Below are 19,883 nucleotides of genomic sequence, written 5' to 3' on the forward strand. Positions count from 1 at the left end.
GTTATAATAGGTGAAAACGCTTAAAAAGGGGTATCATGTTATGACAAAAACAATTGCAATCAATGCTGGAAGTTCAAGTTTGAAATGGCAACTGTACCAAATGCCAGAAGAAACTGTATTGGCGAAAGGCTTGATTGAACGTATTGGCTTGAAGGATTCGATCTCAACTGTAAAATTTGACGACCGTTCTGAAAAACAAATTCTTGATATTGACGATCACACACAAGCCGTTAAAATTTTATTGGATGATTTGATTCGTTTCGATATCATCAAATCTTATGATGAGATTACAGGTGTTGGACACCGCGTTGTAGCTGGTGGTGAATACTTCAAGGAATCAACGATCGTTGAGGGCGATGTTTTAGAGAAAGTCGAAGAGTTGGGACTTTTGGCTCCTCTCCACAATCCAGCCAACGCAGCAGGAATTCGTGCATTCAAGGAATTGCTTCCGGATATTACTAGTGTTGTTGTGTTTGATACCTCATTCCACACAACCATGCCAGAGAAGGCTTACCGCTATCCTCTACCAACTAAGTATTACACTGAGAACAAGGTTCGTAAATACGGAGCCCACGGGACAAGTCATCAGTTTGTAGCTGGAGAAGCAGCAAAACTTTTGGGACGCCCTCTAGAAGATTTGAAATTGATTACCTGCCACATCGGTAATGGTGTTTCGATTACGGCAGTTAAGGGCGGTCGTTCGGTTGACACTTCTATGGGCTTCACACCGCTTGGTGGAGTGATGATGGGAACTCGTACAGGAGATATTGACCCAGCTATCATCCCTTATTTGATGCAGTATACTGAGGACTTCAACACGCCAGAAGATATCAGTCGTATTCTCAATCGTGAATCAGGACTCATGGGTGTTTCAGGCAAGTCAAGTGATATGCGTGATATCGAAGCAGCTGTAGCAGAAGGTAACCACGATGCGAAATTGGCTTATGAAATCTATGTTGACCGTATCCAAAAACACATCGGTCAATACCTTGCTGTCCTAAACGGAGCAGACGCAATCATCTTTACAGCAGGTGTTGGTGAAAATGCAGTAAATTTCCGTCGTGATGTTATTTCAGGCATCTCTTGGTTTGGATGTGATGTAGATTCAGAGAAGAACGTCTTTGGCGTAACTGGAGATATCTCAACAGATGCTGCATCTGTTCGTGTCTTGGTTATCCCAACTGATGAAGAATTAGTGATTGCGCGTGATGTGGAACGCTTGAAAAAATAAGCTGTTTTAACATTTTATTGAGCAAATAATAGAAGAAAAGAAGGTCGGAAAACGTAGTTTTCCACCTTTTTTTATAGAGAAAATCTCTAAAACCTTGCTGTTATTGGCTTTTTGGAAAAATATGGTATAATAGTAGTAATTTAATAGATGGAGTTGAGTTTTGAAGAAAAACTTTCGTGTAAAAAGAGAGAAAGATTTTAAGGCAATTTTCAAGGAAGGAACAAGTTTTGCCAATCGAAAATTTGTTATCTACCAATTGGAAAACCAGCAAAACCATTTTCGAGTAGGACTGTCCGTTAGTAAAAAACTGGGGAATGCAGTTACCAGAAATCAAATTAAGAGACGAATCCGACATATCATACAAAATGCAAAGGGGAGTCTGGTAGATCATGTCGATTTTGTTGTGATTGCTCGAAAAGGGGTGGAAACCTTGGAATATGCAGAGATGGAGAAAAATCTACTCCACGTATTAAAGTTATCAAAGATATACCAGGAAGGAAATGGGAGTGAAAAAGAAACTACAGTTGACTAGTTTGTTGGGTCTGTCCTTGTTTACCATGACGGCCTGTGCAACAAATGGTACAGCTAGCGACATAACGGCAGATTCGACAGATCTTTGGAGCAAATTTGTCTATTTTTTTGCTGAAATTATCCGCTTTTTGTCCTTTGACATTAGTATCGGAGTGGGGATTATCCTCTTTACAATCCTGATTCGTACGATTCTATTACCAGTCTTTCAGACTCAGATGGTTGCCTCTAGAAAAATGCAAGAGGCTCAACCACGCATCAAGGCGCTACAAGAACAATATCCGGGTCGTGATATGGAAAGTAGAACCAAGCTAGACCAGGAGATGCGGAAGGTCTATAAGGAATTGGGGGTCAAACATTCGTCCTCTATTTGGCCGATTCTAATACAAATGCCGGTCCTCTTGGCTTTGTTCCAAGCCTTGAGTCGAGTGGAATTTTTAAAAACAGGGCACTTCTTATGGGTGAACCTAGGGGGAGTAGACACAAGCTTTATCCTTCCGATTTTGGCGGCAGTCTTTACCTTCTTGAGCAGTTGGTTATCAAATAAGGCTTTGCCTGAAAGAAGTGGAGCTATGACAGGGATGATGTACGGGATGCCGGTACTGATCTTTATCTTTGCCATCTCTGCGCCTAGTGGAGTTGCCTTGTACTGGGCAGTATCCAATGCTTATCAAGTTTTGCAAACCTATTTCTTGAACAATCCTTTCAAGATTATTGCTGAAAGAGAAGCAGTAGTCCAAGCAGAAAGAGATTTAGAAGGCAAGAAGAGAAGAGCCTTGAAGAAAGCACAGAAAAAGAAAAAATAAGGAGGAATCTGGTAATGGTATTATTTACAGGTTCAACGGTTGAAGAAGCAATCCAAAAAGGGTTGAAAGAATTAAATATTTCAAGAATGAAGGCCCACATCAAGGTCGTTTCAAAAGAGAAAAAAGGTTTCTTGGGCTTGTTTGGTAAGAAGCCAGCTCAAGTTGATATCGAAGCAATCAGTGAAACAACAGTGATTAAAGCCAATCAACAGGCTGTCAAAGGTGTTCCAAAAGAAGTCAATGAAAAGAATGAACCAGTGAAAACCGTCAGCGAAGCGACAGTTGATTTGGGATATGTGGTTGAAGCCATCAAGAAAATTGAAGAAGAAGGTCAGGGTGTCTCTGAAGAGGTCAAGGCTGAAATCTTGAAAAATGAAAAACATGCCAGCACGATTTTGGAAGAAACAGGGCATATTTCAATTTTAAATGAACTGCAAGCAGAAGATGTTTCTGAGGAAGTTAAGCCTGCTCCAGAAAAAGAAGCTGAAACGCAAGAAGTAGCGAGCCAATCCTTGGAAGATTTGGGATTAAAAGTAGAGCCAAGTTATGATACCGAACAAGTGGCAACAGAAGTAGCTAGCTACGTTCAAACCATTGTGGATGATATGGATGTTGAAGGTACGATTTCGAGCGACTGCAATCGTCGTACCATCAATCTTCAAATTGACACCAACGAACCAGGTCGTATTATCGGCTATCATGGAAAAGTCTTGAAGGCCCTTCAACTCTTGGCACAAAATTATCTTTATAATCGCTATTCAAGAACTTTCTATATTACGATTAATGTCAATGATTATGTTGAACACCGTGCAGAAGTGTTACAAACCTACGCTCAAAAATTGGCGAATCGCGTTTTGGAGGAAGGCCGTAGCCAGCAAACAGATCCAATGTCGAATAGCGAACGCAAGATTATCCATCGCATTATTTCACGCATGGATGGAGTGACTAGCTATTCTGAGGGTGATGAGCCAAATCGCTATGTTGTCGTAGATACAGAATAAACAAAATCAGGTTTGACCTGATTTTTTGCTAGAAAAAAGGAGAAGAGACCGATGATGGAAACCATCAGAAACTATCTATCTTACGCGGGGATCCAGTATCGTAATCCAGATAAGTCTGGGGATGAGCGAGAGAAGATGCTGGAATTGCGCCACAAAGGGCAGGAGGCTCGTAAGGCTTTTACAAACCTGGCCAAAATCTTCCAAGCAAGTCATCCCGAATGGCAATTGCAACAGACTAGTCAGTGGATGAATCAAGCGCAGCGCTTGCGACCGCATTTCTGGGCCTATCTACAGAGAGAGGGGCAGGTAACAGAACCCATGTTAGCCTTGCGTTTGTATGGGGAACCCTCAGATTTTGGGATTTCCTTAGAAGTCAGTTTCATCGAGCGCAAGAAGGATGAGCAGACGCTGAGCAAACAAGCCAAGATTTTAGAGCTTCCACCAGTAGAAGGAATCTATTATCTAACATACACCGATGGTCAAAGTCAAAAGGTAGAAGCTAATGAAGAAAACCGTCTGCTCTTACGCGAGAAGGTGCGCAATCAGGAAGTTCGTAAAGTCTTAGTCAAGTCAGATGTTTCCTTCATTGAAAATCAGTCAGTAGAAGCGATATTGGAGGAGCTAGAAGACGCTTATACTCGCTTGCTCCCGTACTATGAAGTGACGAGGGGATAGACAAATCAAATGTGATAGATGAACGCAAATTGTTTTATTGCTATTCTATACATTTTTTCATATAATAGTAAAATAGGATGTGTGATTCATTAATCACCTCAAAGAGAAAGGAAATTCTATGTCAAATCTATCTGTTAATGCAATTCGTTTTCTAGGTATTGACGCCATCAACAAAGCAAACTCAGGTCACCCAGGGGTGGTTATGGGGGCTGCTCCTATGGCCTATAGCCTCTTTACAAAGCAACTTCGTATCAATCCAGCTCAACCAAACTGGATCAACCGCGACCGCTTTATTCTTTCAGCAGGTCACGGTTCTATGCTTCTCTATGCCCTTCTTCACCTTTCTGGTTTTGAAGATGTCAGCATGGATGAAGTCAAGAACTTCCGCCAATGGGGTTCTAAAACACCAGGTCACCCAGAATTTGGTCATACTGCAGGGGTTGATGCTACAACTGGTCCTCTAGGACAAGGGATTTCGACTGCTACTGGTTTTGCCCAAGCAGAACGTTTTTTGGCAGCCAAATATAACCGCGAAGGCTTCAATATCTTTGACCATTATACTTATGTGATCTGTGGCGACGGAGATTTGATGGAAGGTGTTTCAAGCGAGGCAGCTTCATACGCAGGTTTGCAAAAACTCGACAAGTTGGTTGTTCTTTATGATTCAAATGACATTAACTTGGATGGTGAAACAAAGGATTCCTTTACTGAAAGTGTTCGTGACCGTTACAATGCCTACGGTTGGCATACAGCCTTGGTTGAAGATGGGACAGACTTGGAAGCAATCCATGCCGCTATCGAAACAGCTAAAGCTTCAGGAAAACCATCTTTGATTGAAGTGAAGACTGTTATTGGATACGGTTCTCCAAATAAACAAGGAACGAATGCGGTACACGGTGCTCCTCTTGGAGCAGATGAAACTGCGGCTACTCGCCAAGCTCTCGGTTGGGACTATGAACCATTTGAAATTCCAGAACAAGTTTACGCTGATTTCAAAGAAAATGTTGCAGATCGTGGCGCATCAGCTTATCAAGCTTGGACAAAATTAGTTGCTGATTATAAAGAGGCTCATCCAGAACTGGCTGTAGAAGTAGAAGCCATCATAGACGGACGCGACCCAGTTGAGGTAACTCCAGCAGACTTCCCAGCCTTAGAAAACGGCTTCTCTCAAGCAACTCGTAATTCAAGCCAAGATGCCTTGAATGTTGTGGCGACTAAGTTGCCAACCTTCTTAGGTGGATCCGCTGACCTCGCTCACTCAAACATGACTTATATCAAGACTGACGGACTTCAAGATGATGCCAATCGCTTGAACCGCAACATTCAGTTTGGTGTTCGTGAATTTGCAATGGGAACGATTTTGAACGGGATGGCCCTTCATGGTGGACTTCGTGTATACGGTGGTACTTTCTTTGTCTTCTCTGACTATGTGAAAGCAGCTGTCCGTTTGTCAGCCTTACAAGGACTTCCTGTGACTTATGTCTTCACCCATGACTCTATTGCGGTTGGTGAAGATGGTCCAACTCACGAACCAGTTGAACACCTAGCAGGTCTTCGTGCTATGCCAAATCTCAATGTTTTCCGCCCAGCAGATGCGCGTGAAACTCAAGCAGCTTGGTACCTTGCAGTGACAAGCGAAAAGACACCAACTGCCCTTGTCTTGACACGTCAAAACTTGACTGTTGAAGAGGGAACAGACTTCGACAAGGTTGCGAAAGGTGCCTATGTTGTCTATGAAAATGCAGCTGACTTTGACACGATCTTGATTGCAACAGGTTCTGAGGTAAATCTCGCTGTCGCAGCTGCCAAAGAATTGGCTGGTCAAGGTGCAAAAGTCCGCGTAGTTAGCATGCCATCTACAGATGTCTTTGACGCACAAGATGCAGCTTACAAGGAAGAAATCCTTCCAAATGCAGTCCGCCGTCGTGTTGCAGTCGAAATGGGAGCAACTCAAAACTGGTACAAATATGTTGGTCTTGATGGTGCAGTTCTCGGTATTGATACCTTTGGAGCATCTGCCCCAGCACCAAAAGTATTGGCAGAGTACGGATTTACAGTTGAAAATCTAGTCAAAGTTGTTCAAAACTTGAAATAATCACAAAAATCAGAGTGAAAACTCTGATTTTTTATAACCATAAAAACAAGGTACAACCTTGTAAAAGTAGCTGAAATTTGATATAGTAGTTCTATGTAAAATACAAAGGAGAAAACAATGAATCCAAATATTACTTTTTTTATCATGCTTGTAGGGATGTTTGCCTTGATGTTCTTTATGCAACGTTCTCAAAAGAAACAAGCTCAAAAGCGTATGGAAAGCTTGAACAAGCTTCAAAAAGGCTATGAAGTGATCACAATCGGTGGACTCTACGGAACAGTGGATGAAGTAGATACTGAGAAACGAACAATCGTACTGGACGTAGATGGTGTTTATTTGACTTTTGAATTAGCTGCTATCAAGACAGTGTTGCCACTCAAAGAAGCTGTGACACCAGAAGGAGCAGTTATCGACGAAAGTGGAGCAATCGAAGAATAAAACGGGATCCTATCACTCCCGTTTTTCTATGATATGAGAGGAAAAGGGATGAAAAAAATAGTATTTGTGTGCTTAGGAAATATTTGCCGCAGTCCTATGGCAGAGTTTGTGATGAAGTCCATGACGAGTGATTATCAAGTTGAGAGTCGTGCAACTTCGTCTTGGGAACATGGCAATCCGATTCATAAGGGAACGCAAGGGATTTTCCAGCAGTATCAGATTCCTTATGACAAAGACAAAACATCGCTTCAGATTAGCAGAGATGACTTTGAGTCGTTTGATTATATTATCGGTATGGATGCTTCAAACGTTTCAGATTTGCGTCAAATGTGTCCTCAGGAACAAGAGCACAAGATCTATGCTTTTGCATCTGAAAGTGTTCCAGATCCATGGTACACAGGAGATTTTGAGGAAACCTATGCGCGCATCACAAGTGGATGCCAAAGCTGGTTAGACCGTTTAGAAAATGAGAGTGACAATGGAAAAGTTTAAAGAAATCTTCGAAAAATATCGAGTATATCTAACTCGCCCGCGTATAGAGATTGCAAGCGTTCTTCTAATCGCTATCTGTGCCGTATCAGTTTTTCTACTAAACATACCAAAAAAAGGAGTACTGACACTTGACAATGGTGCCCTTGTTTATGATGGAACCTTGGTAAGAGGAAAGATGAATGGTCAGGGGACTATGACCTTTGAAAACGGGGACCAATACACAGGAGAGTTCAATAATGGGGCTTTCAATGGTAAAGGAACCTTCCAGTCCAAATCTGGCTGGAAATACGAAGGCGATTTTGTAAACGGCCAGGCCGAAGGTCAAGGGAAATTGACAACCGAGCAAGAAGTTGTCTATGAAGGAAGCTTTAAACAAGGTGTTTTCCAACAAAAACAATAACCTCCTGATTAGGGGGTATTCTTACAGACGGGAAAGAAAGCGCTTACCAGAACACTTGTTAGAGAAGAATCCTCAATGTAGAAAAAGTTTGTGAAATAAAAATATTTTTATTCTAATTTCACAATCATTAGAGTAAAATCCCGTAGCACCGCGACATTGATAATAATTTCACAAATGAATAAGATTTCTTTGTGAAATCTGCATGAAACTGTTTACAAAGTCTGAAAAAAGAGTTATAATAAACTTGTGAAAAAATTAACAAAGGGTTTAAATCCTTTAAGGCTATGGAGGAAAATATGGCTGATAAAAAAACTGTAACACCTGAGCAAAAACAACTCGCTGCTGAAAAGCATGTAGACGGACTAGTACAAAAAGCTTTGGTTGCGCTTGATGAAATGCGCAAGTTGAACCAAGAACAAGTTGACTACATCGTAGCGAAAGCTTCAGTTGCAGCTCTTGATGCGCACGGTATCCTAGCACAACACGCAATTGAAGAAACTGGTCGTGGTGTATTTGAAGACAAGGCTACAAAAAACCTTTTTGCCTGTGAACATGTTGTGAATAACATGCGAGGAGTTAAAACTGTCGGAGTTATCGAAGATGATCCCGTTACAGGATTGACTAAAATTGCAGAACCTGTCGGTGTTGTGTGTGGTGTCACTCCAACAACAAACCCAACATCAACAGCAATTTTCAAATCATTGATTGCTTTGAAAACACGTAATCCAATCGTGTTTGCCTTCCACCCATCAGCTCAAGAATCTTCTGCTCATGCAGCACAAATCGTTCGTGATGCGGCAATCGCAGCTGGAGCTCCTGAAAACTGTGTTCAATGGATTACAGAGCCATCTATGGAAGCAACTGGAGCGCTTATGAACCACGAAGGTATTGCGACTATCCTTGCAACTGGTGGTAATGCCATGGTTAAGGCGGCTTACTCATGTGGGAAACCAGCTCTTGGGGTAGGTGCCGGAAACGTTCCTGCCTATGTAGAAAAATCTGCCGACCTTCGTCAAGCTGCCCATGACATCGTTATGTCTAAATCCTTTGATAATGGTATGGTCTGTGCATCAGAGCAAGCGGTTATCATTGATAAAGAAGTGTATGACGAATTTGTAGAAGAATTCAAATCATACCACACTTACTTTGTAAACAAAAAAGAAAAAGCACTTCTTGAAGAATTCTGTTTCGGCGTTAAAGCAAACAGCAAAAACTGTGCTGGTGCTAAACTAAATGCCAACATCGTTGGTAAACCAGCTACATGGATTGCAGAACAAGCAGGATTCAGCGTTCCAGAAGGAACAAATATCTTGGCTGCAGAATGTGCAGAAGTAGGACCAAAAGAACCATTGACTCGTGAGAAATTGTCACCAGTTATTGCTGTCCTAAAAGCTGAAGACACAGAAGATGGTCTTACAAAAGCTCGTCAAATGGTTGAGTTTAACGGACTTGGTCACTCAGCAGCTATCCATACAAAAGACGAAGAGCTTGCTAAACGCTTTGGTACAGAAATCAAAGCTATGCGTATTATCTGGAACTCTCCATCTACTTTCGGTGGTATCGGTGACGTATACAATGCCTTCATCCCATCATTGACACTTGGATGTGGTTCATACGGACGCAACTCAGTTGGTGATAACGTGAGCGCTATTAACCTTCTAAACATCAAGAAAGTAGGGAAACGTAGAAATAATATGCAATGGTTTAAAGTTCCTTCAAAAATTTACTTCGAACGCAACTCTATCCAATACCTTCAAACATGTGAAGATATTGAGCGCGTTCTGATTGTTACAGACAAATCTATCGAAAAACTCGGTTTCGTACAACGTGTTATCGATCAATTGAACGCACGTAGCAACCGTGTAACTATTCAAGTCTTCTCAGATGTTGAACCAGATCCAGACATCACAACTGTAGAACGTGGTGCTGAAGTGATGAAAGCATTTGAACCAGATACAATTATCGCTCTTGGTGGTGGTTCTCCAATGGACGCTGCGAAAGTGATGTGGCTCTTCTACGAACAACCAGAAATCGACTTCCGTGACTTGGTTCAAAAATTCATGGATATCCGTAAACGTGCCTTCCGCTTCCCATCACTTGGTAAGAAAGCGAAGTACATCGGTATCCCAACAACTTCAGGTACAGGTTCAGAAGTAACACCATTTGCCGTTATCTCTGACAAGAAAAACAACCGCAAATACCCATTGGCTGACTACTCATTGACACCAACTATTGCGATTGTTGACCCTGCTTTGGTTGAATCAGTTCCAGACTTTATCGCTGCTGATACAGGTATGGACGTCTTGACACACGCTACTGAAGCCTACACTTCAAACTTCGCTAACGACTACACAGACGGTATTGCGCTTCAAACAATCAAACTTGTCTTTGAATGGTTGGAAAAATCAGTTAAGACAGCTGACCCAGAAGCTCGTGAGAAAATGCACAATGCGTCTACAATGGCTGGTATGGCCTTCGCCAACGCCTTCCTTGGTATGAGCCACTCAATGGCCCACAAGATTGGTGGTGTTCACCATACTGTTCACGGACGTACAAACGCAATCTTGCTTCCATATGTTATCCGTTACAACGGAACTCGTCCATCTAAGACAACTACATGGCCTAAATACAACTACTGGAAAGCTGATGAGAAATTCCAAGACATCGCGAAAATGCTTGGCTTGCCTCACTCAACTCCAGAAGAAGCAGTTGAAGCATACGCTAAAGCTGTTTACGAACTTGGTGTTGCAGTAGGTATCAAGATGAACTTCAAGGATCAAGGAATTGATGAAAAAGCTTGGAAAGACAGCTTGCATGAAATTGCCTTGCTTGCTTATGAAGATCAATGTTCACCTGCTAACCCACGCTTGCCAATGGTAGCTGACATGGAAGAAATCATGGCAGATGCTTACTATGGTTATGCAGAACGTCCAGGACGTCGTAAATAATCGTTTATCAGCCTAGAGACAGGAGAAATCCTGTCTCTTTTTTGTACATTTTTTTGAAAAATGGTATAATAAGCGCATATATTTATTTGAACATCAAACATTTTTATGGCATTGTGAGGAAGACATGGGACAAGTGAATGAATTAGGAGAGAAGGTACGGCTTCTTAGAGAGAAGAAGGGTCTTAGTCGTCCAGTTTTTTGTGGGGATGAGTCAGAATTGTCAGTCCGTCAGTTGGTCCGCATCGAAAAAGGAGAATTTCGTCCTACGATAAAAACACTAGAATATATAGCGAATAGGCTAGATATTCCAACCTATATTCTGATGCCAGACTATAAGGAATTACCCAAGCGTTACCAAGAATTAAAATACTTTCTTCTTCATCATCCTGACTATGGAGATAAAGAGTTACAGGAACAGAAGGAAGAATATTTTGATGAGATTTTTGAATATTTTTATGATGATTTGCCACGTGATGAGAAAGTGGTAGTGGATTGTCTTCAAGCTATAGATGCAGTGAGAGCGACTGGTAATTCCTTGTATGGTGATAGTGTGCTTGAGAATGGTTTACGAGACTTACTATCCAGAGATGTATATAAGGCCGAGGACTTGTTGAAATTGAGACTGTATTTCAACTGTCAGTTAATGGATGGTTTAAATGTGGGTGAGATAGAAGAATCTGAGCATGAAACCATTCTTTATTTTCATGACAAATTAAGTTCTCAGGTTGATAAGATAGAGTTCGATTGTTTGGACTTACTTAGAGACTCCTTGTTAGCTTCTTTAGCTTGTATAGAGATTATGGGGTTGCTTCATTATTTTAAGAGGGCAGTCGAGACCTTAAATAAAATAGGGCAAAAAACACGAGATTTTCAAAAACAACCGATTGTCTTGATGGTGGAGTGGAAATATTATATTCAGACGGATTATGAAACAGCCAAACAAAAGTATGAAGAAGCAAAAATGATGGCAAGGATGTTTGGCAATGAGAAGTTAATCGTTAGTTTAGACAATGAATGGACGGAGGATCTAGAAAGATATCGTTAAAGGGTTTATAGGAGTGACATTTCTGTCATTGGGGAAATGTCGCTTTTTTGTTACAATGGATTCGAAAAAAGAAGGAATTTTTTTGAATCTGATTCTGTTAGATTAATTTATATTAGCATTGTTTATTTTAGTTTGTATCGGTACACGATAACACAAGTGATTAAAGGAGATTATAATGTCTATTTTATCCATGAAAAATATTTCAAAATTTTACGCTTTGGACGGCAAACATAAAGAACAGGCTCTAAGAAATATTAACCTGCAGATTTCTGAAGGGAAAATTACAGCGATTTATGGTCCGTCAGGCTGTGGCAAAACCAGTCTACTGAATATCATCAGTGGTCTTGATAGGGAGTACGAGGGAGTTTTAGATTTTAAAGGGGAGTCTCTCAGAGAACTATCGGAGATTGAATTGACTCAATTTCGCAAAGACAACATTGGGTTTGTCTTTCAAAACTTCAATCTCATCCCCCATCAATCGGTTCTGGATAATGTCAAGTTGCCTCTCTATGTCAAAGATTTATCGGATAAAGAAATGACAAGGATCGCTCAGGAGCAACTTCATAGTCTAGGGATGGAGCCTTTTATGGCTAAGAATGTAAAACAGCTTTCTGGTGGGCAAAAGCAACGTGTAGCCATTGCACGTGCTCTGGTAAACCAACCAGATATGATTGTAGCTGATGAGCCGACTGGATCACTCGATTCTCAATCTCAGGAGATGGTTTTGGAAGTGTTCAAAAGTTTGGCCCAAGCTGGGAAAACAGTACTGATTGTTACTCATAACCCAGAGGTTACTGAATACGCAGATGTGATTATCAAAATGAAGGATGGTGAAGTCGTTGAAGAAGTCAAAAAATAAAGGATTGTCCTTTAAAAACAAATTCAAACTTTCTTTAAGTAACTTTTTAGAAAGAAAGTGGCGTAACTTGTTGATTGCAGTAGCAACCTCGATTGGTTTTGTAGGCGTGTTGATTTCTTTTGGTTTAGGAAATGCCTTGATTTCGATGATTGATGAAAATACCAACGGAGGCAAGCTTCCTTCCCAAGTTCAGATTGCACTGAATTCTAGTGTTGCTGGAAGAGGTTTTCTAAACCAAGATGATAAGAACTACATCACAGATACGATTGGGAAAGAAAATATTAAATATCTAGAGAGTCCTTTTGGTATGACCATGTCAAAGATCAGCATAGACGGACACGAAGTGGATTTTAGCCAAGCCCTGCCTTCTTATGCTCAAATCGTGAGTTTATATGAAGATACAAGTATTTCTGTTAGTAGCAATGAAAAAGAAAAAGTGCTAGCAGGCTCTCTTTATACGGATGTTAACGAGCAGGGATTGACGATTCCGATGAGTTTGCTCAAAAATTGGAATGAACAAACCGGGAACAATCTGACGACTAGTGATGTGATTGGCAAACCAGTATCGGCAAGCATTGTAGAAAATGCTGCTGAAGGTAGCAAGTTGGCAGGTTTTCAGACTCATATTGTGCGTGTCATCAATGACGAAGATGATACAGAGGATAGTAATAGTTTTATGGCTTCCAAGCAGATGGAAACGATTTTAAAAGAAGCTGAATTCACAAAGGCCGTATCCTATTTTATTTTGGAGCTTAAAGACCCATCTCGTACGAAAACAGTAACAGAAGAATTGCAGAAAAATAAGAAGTACACAGTTCTTTCTCAACAGGCTGTTCTTGATATTGTGATTACCTTTATTCGTGTCATCCAGGGATTACTGATTGTGCTTTCTTCACAAGCGATTGTGGTGGCAGCAGTTATGATAGGCATCATCATTTATATCAATATCATGCAACGTTCTAAGGAAATCGGTGTCATGAAGGCTGTTGGCTATCAAAATAGAGATGTGAAAGGAATCTTTATCTACGAAGCTCTTTGGATTGTAGGAATTGCCTTGTTTATAGCTTTCATCATTGCTCAAGGGATAGGTAGTCTAGCGAATGTTATTGTTCACCATTTCTATCCATCAATCTCTAAAGTTTTTGAATTAAATCTTCTCTCTATTTTAGGGACCTTCATTTTTGCTTTGTTTCTTGGCTATATTTCTGCCTTCTTCCCAGCACGTAAGATTAGCAAAATGGATCCAGTGGAATCCTTACGCTATGAGTAGAGAAAGAAATTACAGAGGCTTCCTATCAAAAAGAAACTGACATAGAAAATCAAGGTCAGCACTTGCAATTAAGCTCAAATAGTTATATAATAGGTTCGTTGAAAGGTGATTTGTAGTGATTCAAGTTACTCTTTTCACAATAAAAATTTCATGATTTTCATAAGGAGGAAATCACTAATGGTAGTTAAAGTTGGTATTAACGGTTTCGGACGTATCGGTCGTCTTGCTTTCCGCCGTATCCAAAACGTAGAAGGTGTTGAAGTTACTCGCATCAACGACCTTACAGATCCAGTTATGCTTGCTCACTTGTTGAAATACGACACAACTCAAGGTCGTTTCGACGGTACTGTAGAAGTTAAAGAAGGTGGATTCGAAGTTAACGGTAAATTCGTTAAAGTTTCTGCTGAACGTGATCCAGAACAAATCGACTGGGCTACTGACGGTGTAGAAATCGTTCTTGAAGCAACTGGTTTCTTCGCTAAGAAAGATGCAGCTGAAAAACACCTTAAAGGTGGAGCTAAGAAAGTTGTTATCACTGCTCCTGGTGGAAACGACGTTAAAACAGTTGTATTTAACACTAACCACGACGTTCTTGACGGTACTGAAACAGTTATCTCAGGTGCTTCATGTACTACAAACTGCTTGGCTCCAATGGCTAAAGCTCTTCAAGACAACTTCGGTGTTGTTGAAGGATTGATGACTACTATCCACGCTTACACTGGTGACCAAATGATCCTTGACGGACCACACCGTGGTGGTGACCTTCGCCGTGCTCGTGCTGGTGCTGCAAACATCGTTCCTAACTCAACTGGTGCTGCTAAAGCTATCGGTCTTGTAATCCCAGAATTGAACGGTAAATTGGACGGATCTGCACAACGCGTTCCAACTCCAACTGGATCAGTTACTGAATTGGTAGCAGTTCTTGAAAAGAACGTTACTGTTGATGAAGTAAACGCAGCTATGAAAGCAGCAGCTAACGAATCATACGGATACACTGAAGATCCAATCGTATCTTCAGATATCGTAGGTATGGCTTACGGTTCATTGTTCGACGCAACTCAAACTAAAGTTCTTGATGTTGACGGCAAACAATTGGTTAAAGTTGTATCATGGTACGACAACGAAATGTCATACACTGCACAACTTGTACGTACTCTTGAATACTTCGCAAAAATCGCTAAATAATTCATGAGTCGATAAAAGCAAGACTAATAGGTCTTGCTTTTTCTATTTTTAGATAAAACAAAATGGATGATTTAGCGGTCATCCATTCTTTTTTAATTCTCTCTCAAATGTATCAGAAAAGGCAGTGAAGCTAAACTCTTCTAAGGTGAGTGGATGAGTAAAGGAAAGTCGAAAGGCATGAAGCATCAGCCTGCTCGTTTTTAATCTAGAGTTATAGAGAGGATCGCCCAGAATAGGGTGTTTATGGTGAGAGAGGTGAACACGGATTTGATGGGTTCGACCGGTCTTTAGTTTGCAACGGACAAGGGTAGTCTGATTTGGAAATTGTTTTAATCGACTTACCTGGGTTTCGGCATGTTGCCCATTTTTGGGATCTACCACTCGTTTTCTGCGATCGTGTCGATCACGACCGATTTTATCTCGGAAGATAAGTTCTTTACTCCCTACTTGCCCCTCTACGAGTGCCCAGTACTCACGAGCGATTTCCTTTTTCTCCAACAAACGATTGAGAATGGGAAGGATAAAAGGATTTTTGGCAAAAAGCACTAAACCGCTTGTTTCCATATCCAGACGATGAACAACATAGCAAGTGTGACCAACGTAGGCAGAGACATGGTTGAGTAGGGCAATTTCATCTGGTTGATTGCCGTGAGTTTTCATGCCTTCGGGTTTGTTGACAACAATGAGATGTTGATCTTGATAAACTTCTTGAACGAGGTCTGGCTTGCCCCAAAGGATTTCCTTTGGGGGATAATCTTCCTCGTCAAAAGTTAACTGGCAAATATCCCCTGACTTGACCATCTCGTTCCAGTGAACTTCTTCGTGGTTAATTAAGATGTTCTTCTTTATTCTCAAAAAATGACGGATCTTTCTGGGAATGAGGAGTTGTTCCTCTAGGAATTGCTTGACCGTCATTTGAGGCAAGGATTCGGGTAGTGTAAATGTGAATTGCATACAGATATTGTAACAAAAAAAGCCCTATTTGGATAGGGAGTAGCTAAATTCTTGAGTTCCTATGGTGAAGATGATAAAATAAACGCATGAAATTAGATAAATTATTTGAGAAGTTCCTTTCTCTTTTTAAAAAAGAAACGAGTGAATCAGCAGAGTCTGATTCTACTAGTATGCGTCGTTCTCGGAGCGATAGAAAAAAAATAGGTCATGTAGGTCCGATACGGAAATTTTGGCGCCGCTATCACTTAACAAAAATTGTTCTTATCATCGGATTGAGCACAGGATTGTTGGTGGGTACCTATCTGTTTGCCATAGCCAAGTCCACTAATGTCAATGATTTGCAGAATGCCTTGAAAACAAGAACTCTTATTTTTGACCGCGAAGAAAAAGAGGCTGGCGCCCTATCCGGTCAAAAGGGAACTTATGTTGAGCTGACAGATATTAGTAAAGACTTGCAGAATGCCGTCGTCGCGACAGAGGACCGTTCCTTCTATAAAAATGACGGGATTAACTATGGTCGCTTCTTCCTAGCTATTGTCACAGCAGGTCGTTCTGGAGGCGGTTCTACCATCACCCAACAGTTGGCGAAAAACGCCTATCTGTCTCAGGACCAAACCGTTGAACGGAAGGCCAAGGAGTTTTTCCTAGCTTTAGAATTGACAAAAAAATACAGTAAGGAGCAAATCCTTACTATGTACCTCAATAACGCTTACTTTGGGAATGGTGTCTGGGGTGTAGAGGATGCGAGTAAGAAATATTTCGGTGTATCGGCTGTGGAATTAAGCCTTGATCAAGCGGCAACTCTAGCTGGGATGCTCAAGGGGCCAGAGTTGTATAATCCTTTGAATTCCATTGAAGATTCAACTAACCGCAGGGATACTGTATTACAAAATATGGTTGCGGCGGGCTATATTGATAAAAATCAAGAGACCGAAGCGGCTGGAGTAGATATGGCTTCTCAACTGCAAGATAAGTATGAAGGTAAGATTTCTGATTATCGTTACCCATCCTATTTTGACGCAGTTGTCAACGAAGCAGTCTCCAAGTACAATCTCACGGAAGAAGAGATTGTCAACAACGGCTATCGAATCTACACAGAGCTTGACCAAAACTACCAAGCAAACATGCAGGTTATTTATGAAAACACTTCGCTATTTCCAACAGCAGAAGACGGAACGCATGCCGAATCAGGTAGTGTCGCTCTAGAACCCAAGACTGGTGGAGTGCGTGGAGTTGTTGGTCGTGTAGCTGGGGATGACAAACCAGGCTTTCGTAATTTTAACTATGCCACTCAGTCTAAGCGTAGCCCAGGCTCAACCATTAAACCTTTAGTTGTTTATACACCCGCAGTAGAAGCAGGATGGGCCTTGAACAAGCAACTGGATAATCATACGATGCAGTACAACAGTTATCAAGTAGACAACTATGCGGGTATTAAGACTTCTCCTGAAGTACCTATGTATCAAGCCCTGGCAGAATCACTCAACCTACCAGCGGTTGCGACTGTAAATGATTTGGGAATCAATAAGGCTTTTGAAGCTGGAACGAGATTTGGTCTGAATATGGAGAAAGTTGACCGCGTTCTCGGAGTTGCCCTGGGTGGAGGAGTCGAGACAAATCCTCTTCAAATGGCACAAGCCTATGCAGCCTTTGCTAACGAAGGTCTGATGCCCGAGGCGCATTTTATCACTCGTATCGAAAATGCCAGTGGACAAGTCATTAAGAGTCATAAGAACTCTCAAAAACGAGTGATTGATAAGTCGGTAGCCGATAAAATGACTAGTATGATGCTAGGAACATTTACTAATGGGACAGGGATTAGTTCATCGCCAGCAGATTATGTCATGGCAGGGAAGACAGGTACTACTGAGGCTGTTTTCAATCCGGAATATACCAGTGACCAGTGGGTGATTGGTTATACTCCAGATGTGGTAATTAGCCACTGGCTTGGCTTCCCAACGACAGATGAGAACCATTATCTAGCAGGTTCGACCTCTAATGGTGCTGCCCATGTCTTTAGAAGCATGGCCAACACCATCTTGCCTTATACTCCTGGTAGCACCTTTACAGTTGAGAATGCTTATAAGCAAAATGGTATTGAACCAGGAAATACCAAGCAACAAGTCGTTGAAAATGAAACAAATCAGACGGAAGACCCAATAGGAGATATTCGTAGTCGTGCTCAAAATCTTGTAGATGAAGCAGGCCGGGCAATTTCAGAAGCGAAGATAAAAGAAAAAGCCCAGACAATATGGGACTCAATCCTCAATCTATTTCGCTAAGAGGCTTGTCAAAGCCTAGGTTTCTTGTTATAATAGATAAGATGGAGGCGTTATGGCACTAAAAAAAGCAAGCCTAGCATGTGCAGTTTGCGGTTCAAGAAATTACTCAATCAAAATTAGTGGGAACCCCAAGCCAACACGACTAGAAGTAAATAAATTTTGTAAACATTGTGGAAAATATACGACACATAGAGAAACGAGATAGGAGAGAACGATGGGTTTTATTAAGGATATTTTTAAACTTCTTAAAGAAACAACTTGGCCAACTCGCAAAGAAAGCTGGAGAGATTTTCGCTCCATTATGGAATATACAGCCTTCTTTGTGGTCATCATTTACATTTTTGACCAGTTGATTGTTTCAGGTTTGATTCGATTTATTAACATTTTTTAGAAGAAAAGCGGAGAACTTCTGCTAGCTTTCTTCTATTATGAAAGGAAATATCATGGATAGTTTTGACAAGGGATGGTTTGTTCTACAAACTTATTCTGGCTATGAAAATAAGGTAAAAGAAAATCTATTGCAACGTGCGCAAACTTATAACATGTTGGATAATATTCTACGCGTTGAGATTCCAACACAAACTGTGCAAGTTGAGAAAAATGGAAAGAAAAAAGAAATTGAAGAGAATCGCTTTCCGGGTTATGTCCTTGTAGAAATGGTCATGACAGATGAAGCATGGTTCGTTGTTCGAAACACACCTAACGTAACAGGATTCGTCGGGTCACACGGTAACAGATCAAAACCAACTCCACTATTGGAACAAGAAATCCGTGATATTCTGGTTTCAATGGGACAAACTGTTCAGGAGTTCGACATTGACGTTGAAGTTGGTCAAACCGTCCGCATCATTGATGGTGCTTTTGCAGACTACACAGGTAAAATTACTGAAATTGATAACAACAAAGTGAAGATGATGATTTCTATGTTTGGTAATGATACGATTGCAGAAGTGAATCTCAACCAAATTGCAGAATTATAACCCCCGAGAGGCGCTGCCTCTCTTTTTATGTGCCGTTGAGGGAGAAAGAAGTATAGAATAGAGGAAGTAGACCCATAGGCTCTCGCATTCTGCTAGACTAAAGGCAGAAAGGAGAGAACTATGAATCTAAAAGAATTGTACGAAGAAAGCAAAGGGATTGTCCATAAGTGTCGAAAAGATTATCACCTGCATTTGTGGGAGAAAGAGGACTGGGACCAGGAGGGTATGTTGTGCCTCTATGAGCTAGTCAGTCACCATCCAGAATTGATAGAAGGCGAACGTCACCGACTATATGTCTGCTTTAAAACCAAATTCCGGAATCGTATCCTAGATAAGATCCGTAAACAGGAAAGTCACAAGCGTCGTTTCGATAAAGAACCCTATGAGGAGGTGAGTGAGATTAGTCACCGCTTAGGAGAAAAAGGGCTGAGACTGGATGATTATTATCTCTTTCACGAACTTCTGAAGACATACAAATCCGAGCAGAGTAAGGAAAAACAAGAGTTGGTTGACCGTCTCATGGGAGGAGAAATCTTCAGAGGACGCAAGGCCCTACTGAGGGAGCTTTCTATCGTCTTCCAAGAATTTGTATAGGATGTAAAAAAGTTCTTGACAAAGGGAGAAAAGAAGGTATAATAGAAAGAGTCGAAAAGCTCAGGTCCGTTGGTCAAGGGGTTAAGACACCGCCTTTTCA

20 protein-coding genes are annotated in these 19,883 nt (G+C 41.1%); 19 read left to right on the forward strand and 1 reads right to left on the reverse strand.

Annotated features, from left to right (window positions below; translation table 11 throughout):
- The first annotated feature begins 40 nt into the window (after positions 1-40).
- From ACUW6H_RS09190 to gap, 14 genes are all read left to right on the forward strand, one after another.
- A complete protein-coding gene (locus ACUW6H_RS09190) occupies positions 41-1,231 on the forward strand; it encodes an acetate kinase (RefSeq protein ID WP_454364261.1) in 1,191 nt (396 codons plus the stop codon).
- Between the two features lie 160 nt (positions 1,232-1,391).
- Positions 1,392-1,763, forward strand: a complete 372-nt coding sequence (rnpA, locus tag ACUW6H_RS09195) for a ribonuclease P protein component (RefSeq protein WP_454364263.1) — start codon at positions 1,392-1,394, stop codon at positions 1,761-1,763.
- Positions 1,738-2,565 (forward strand): YidC/Oxa1 family membrane protein insertase, encoded by an 828-nt coding sequence (locus ACUW6H_RS09200; RefSeq protein ID WP_192833044.1) that lies wholly within the window; start codon positions 1,738-1,740, stop codon positions 2,563-2,565. Before rnpA ends, ACUW6H_RS09200 begins: the two co-directional genes overlap by 26 nt.
- Positions 2,566-2,579: 14 nt before the next feature.
- Positions 2,580-3,566 carry an RNA-binding cell elongation regulator Jag/EloR gene (gene jag, locus ACUW6H_RS09205; RefSeq protein WP_454364265.1) on the forward strand — a complete coding sequence of 329 codons (987 nt, stop codon included), beginning with the start codon at positions 2,580-2,582 and terminating at the stop codon, positions 3,564-3,566.
- A 51-nt stretch (positions 3,567-3,617) separates the two neighbouring features.
- Positions 3,618-4,241, forward strand: coding sequence for an HI_0552 family protein (locus tag ACUW6H_RS09210; protein WP_454364267.1), 624 nt, complete (start codon positions 3,618-3,620; stop codon positions 4,239-4,241).
- A gap of 118 nt (positions 4,242-4,359) precedes the next feature.
- On the forward strand, positions 4,360-6,336 hold the full coding sequence (gene tkt, locus ACUW6H_RS09215; protein WP_454364269.1) for a transketolase: 1,977 nt from the start codon (positions 4,360-4,362) through the stop codon (positions 6,334-6,336).
- Between the two features lie 117 nt (positions 6,337-6,453).
- Positions 6,454-6,774: a preprotein translocase subunit YajC gene (gene yajC / locus ACUW6H_RS09220; RefSeq protein WP_454364271.1), complete on the forward strand. Its 321-nt coding sequence runs from the start codon at positions 6,454-6,456 to the stop codon at positions 6,772-6,774.
- Between the two features lie 48 nt (positions 6,775-6,822).
- The gene (locus ACUW6H_RS09225; RefSeq protein ID WP_454364273.1) at positions 6,823-7,266 is read left to right on the forward strand and encodes a low molecular weight protein-tyrosine-phosphatase; all 444 of its coding nucleotides are present in this window, start codon (positions 6,823-6,825) and stop codon (positions 7,264-7,266) included.
- Positions 7,253-7,666 (forward strand): MORN repeat-containing protein, encoded by a 414-nt coding sequence (locus ACUW6H_RS09230; protein WP_268706006.1) that lies wholly within the window; start codon positions 7,253-7,255, stop codon positions 7,664-7,666. The genes ACUW6H_RS09225 and ACUW6H_RS09230 overlap by 14 nt, the downstream gene beginning before the upstream one ends.
- A gap of 296 nt (positions 7,667-7,962) precedes the next feature.
- The gene (gene adhE / locus ACUW6H_RS09235; RefSeq protein ID WP_096405936.1) at positions 7,963-10,614 is read left to right on the forward strand and encodes a bifunctional acetaldehyde-CoA/alcohol dehydrogenase; all 2,652 of its coding nucleotides are present in this window, start codon (positions 7,963-7,965) and stop codon (positions 10,612-10,614) included.
- 124 nt (positions 10,615-10,738) lie between these two features.
- Positions 10,739-11,659, forward strand: a complete 921-nt coding sequence (locus ACUW6H_RS09240; RefSeq protein WP_454364276.1) for an XRE family transcriptional regulator — start codon at positions 10,739-10,741, stop codon at positions 11,657-11,659.
- A gap of 175 nt (positions 11,660-11,834) precedes the next feature.
- Positions 11,835-12,518 carry an ABC transporter ATP-binding protein gene (locus tag ACUW6H_RS09245; RefSeq protein WP_061410128.1) on the forward strand — a complete coding sequence of 228 codons (684 nt, stop codon included), beginning with the start codon at positions 11,835-11,837 and terminating at the stop codon, positions 12,516-12,518.
- Positions 12,487-13,788 (forward strand): ABC transporter permease, encoded by a 1,302-nt coding sequence (locus tag ACUW6H_RS09250; protein WP_454364278.1) that lies wholly within the window; start codon positions 12,487-12,489, stop codon positions 13,786-13,788. Before ACUW6H_RS09245 ends, ACUW6H_RS09250 begins: the two co-directional genes overlap by 32 nt.
- Positions 13,789-13,965: 177 nt before the next feature.
- Positions 13,966-14,973 carry a type I glyceraldehyde-3-phosphate dehydrogenase gene (gap, locus tag ACUW6H_RS09255; protein WP_000260681.1) on the forward strand — a complete coding sequence of 336 codons (1,008 nt, stop codon included), beginning with the start codon at positions 13,966-13,968 and terminating at the stop codon, positions 14,971-14,973.
- Positions 14,974-15,051: 78 nt separating this feature from the next.
- Here the strand turns inward: gap and ACUW6H_RS09260 are convergent, their stop codons facing one another.
- Positions 15,052-15,927, reverse strand: coding sequence for an RluA family pseudouridine synthase (locus tag ACUW6H_RS09260; protein WP_454364281.1), 876 nt, complete (start codon positions 15,925-15,927; stop codon positions 15,052-15,054).
- Between the two features lie 86 nt (positions 15,928-16,013).
- Here ACUW6H_RS09260 and pbp2a point away from each other — a divergent pair, with 86 nt between their 5' ends.
- From pbp2a to ACUW6H_RS09285, 5 genes are all read left to right on the forward strand, one after another.
- On the forward strand, positions 16,014-18,209 hold the full coding sequence (pbp2a, locus tag ACUW6H_RS09265) for a penicillin-binding protein PBP2A (protein ID WP_454364283.1): 2,196 nt from the start codon (positions 16,014-16,016) through the stop codon (positions 18,207-18,209).
- 52 nt (positions 18,210-18,261) lie between these two features.
- Complete coding sequence (gene rpmG / locus ACUW6H_RS09270; protein WP_001809375.1) at positions 18,262-18,414, forward strand: 50S ribosomal protein L33; 153 nt, start codon at positions 18,262-18,264, stop codon at positions 18,412-18,414.
- A gap of 9 nt (positions 18,415-18,423) precedes the next feature.
- Positions 18,424-18,600: a preprotein translocase subunit SecE gene (secE, locus tag ACUW6H_RS09275; RefSeq protein ID WP_000505776.1), complete on the forward strand. Its 177-nt coding sequence runs from the start codon at positions 18,424-18,426 to the stop codon at positions 18,598-18,600.
- 52 nt (positions 18,601-18,652) lie between these two features.
- The gene (gene nusG / locus ACUW6H_RS09280) at positions 18,653-19,189 is read left to right on the forward strand and encodes a transcription termination/antitermination protein NusG (protein ID WP_000376729.1); all 537 of its coding nucleotides are present in this window, start codon (positions 18,653-18,655) and stop codon (positions 19,187-19,189) included.
- A gap of 120 nt (positions 19,190-19,309) precedes the next feature.
- The gene (locus ACUW6H_RS09285) at positions 19,310-19,783 is read left to right on the forward strand and encodes a sigma-70 family RNA polymerase sigma factor (RefSeq protein WP_454364289.1); all 474 of its coding nucleotides are present in this window, start codon (positions 19,310-19,312) and stop codon (positions 19,781-19,783) included.
- Positions 19,784-19,883: the final 100 nt, after the last annotated feature.

This window comes from Streptococcus sp. 151470009-6 (assembly GCF_053628175.1).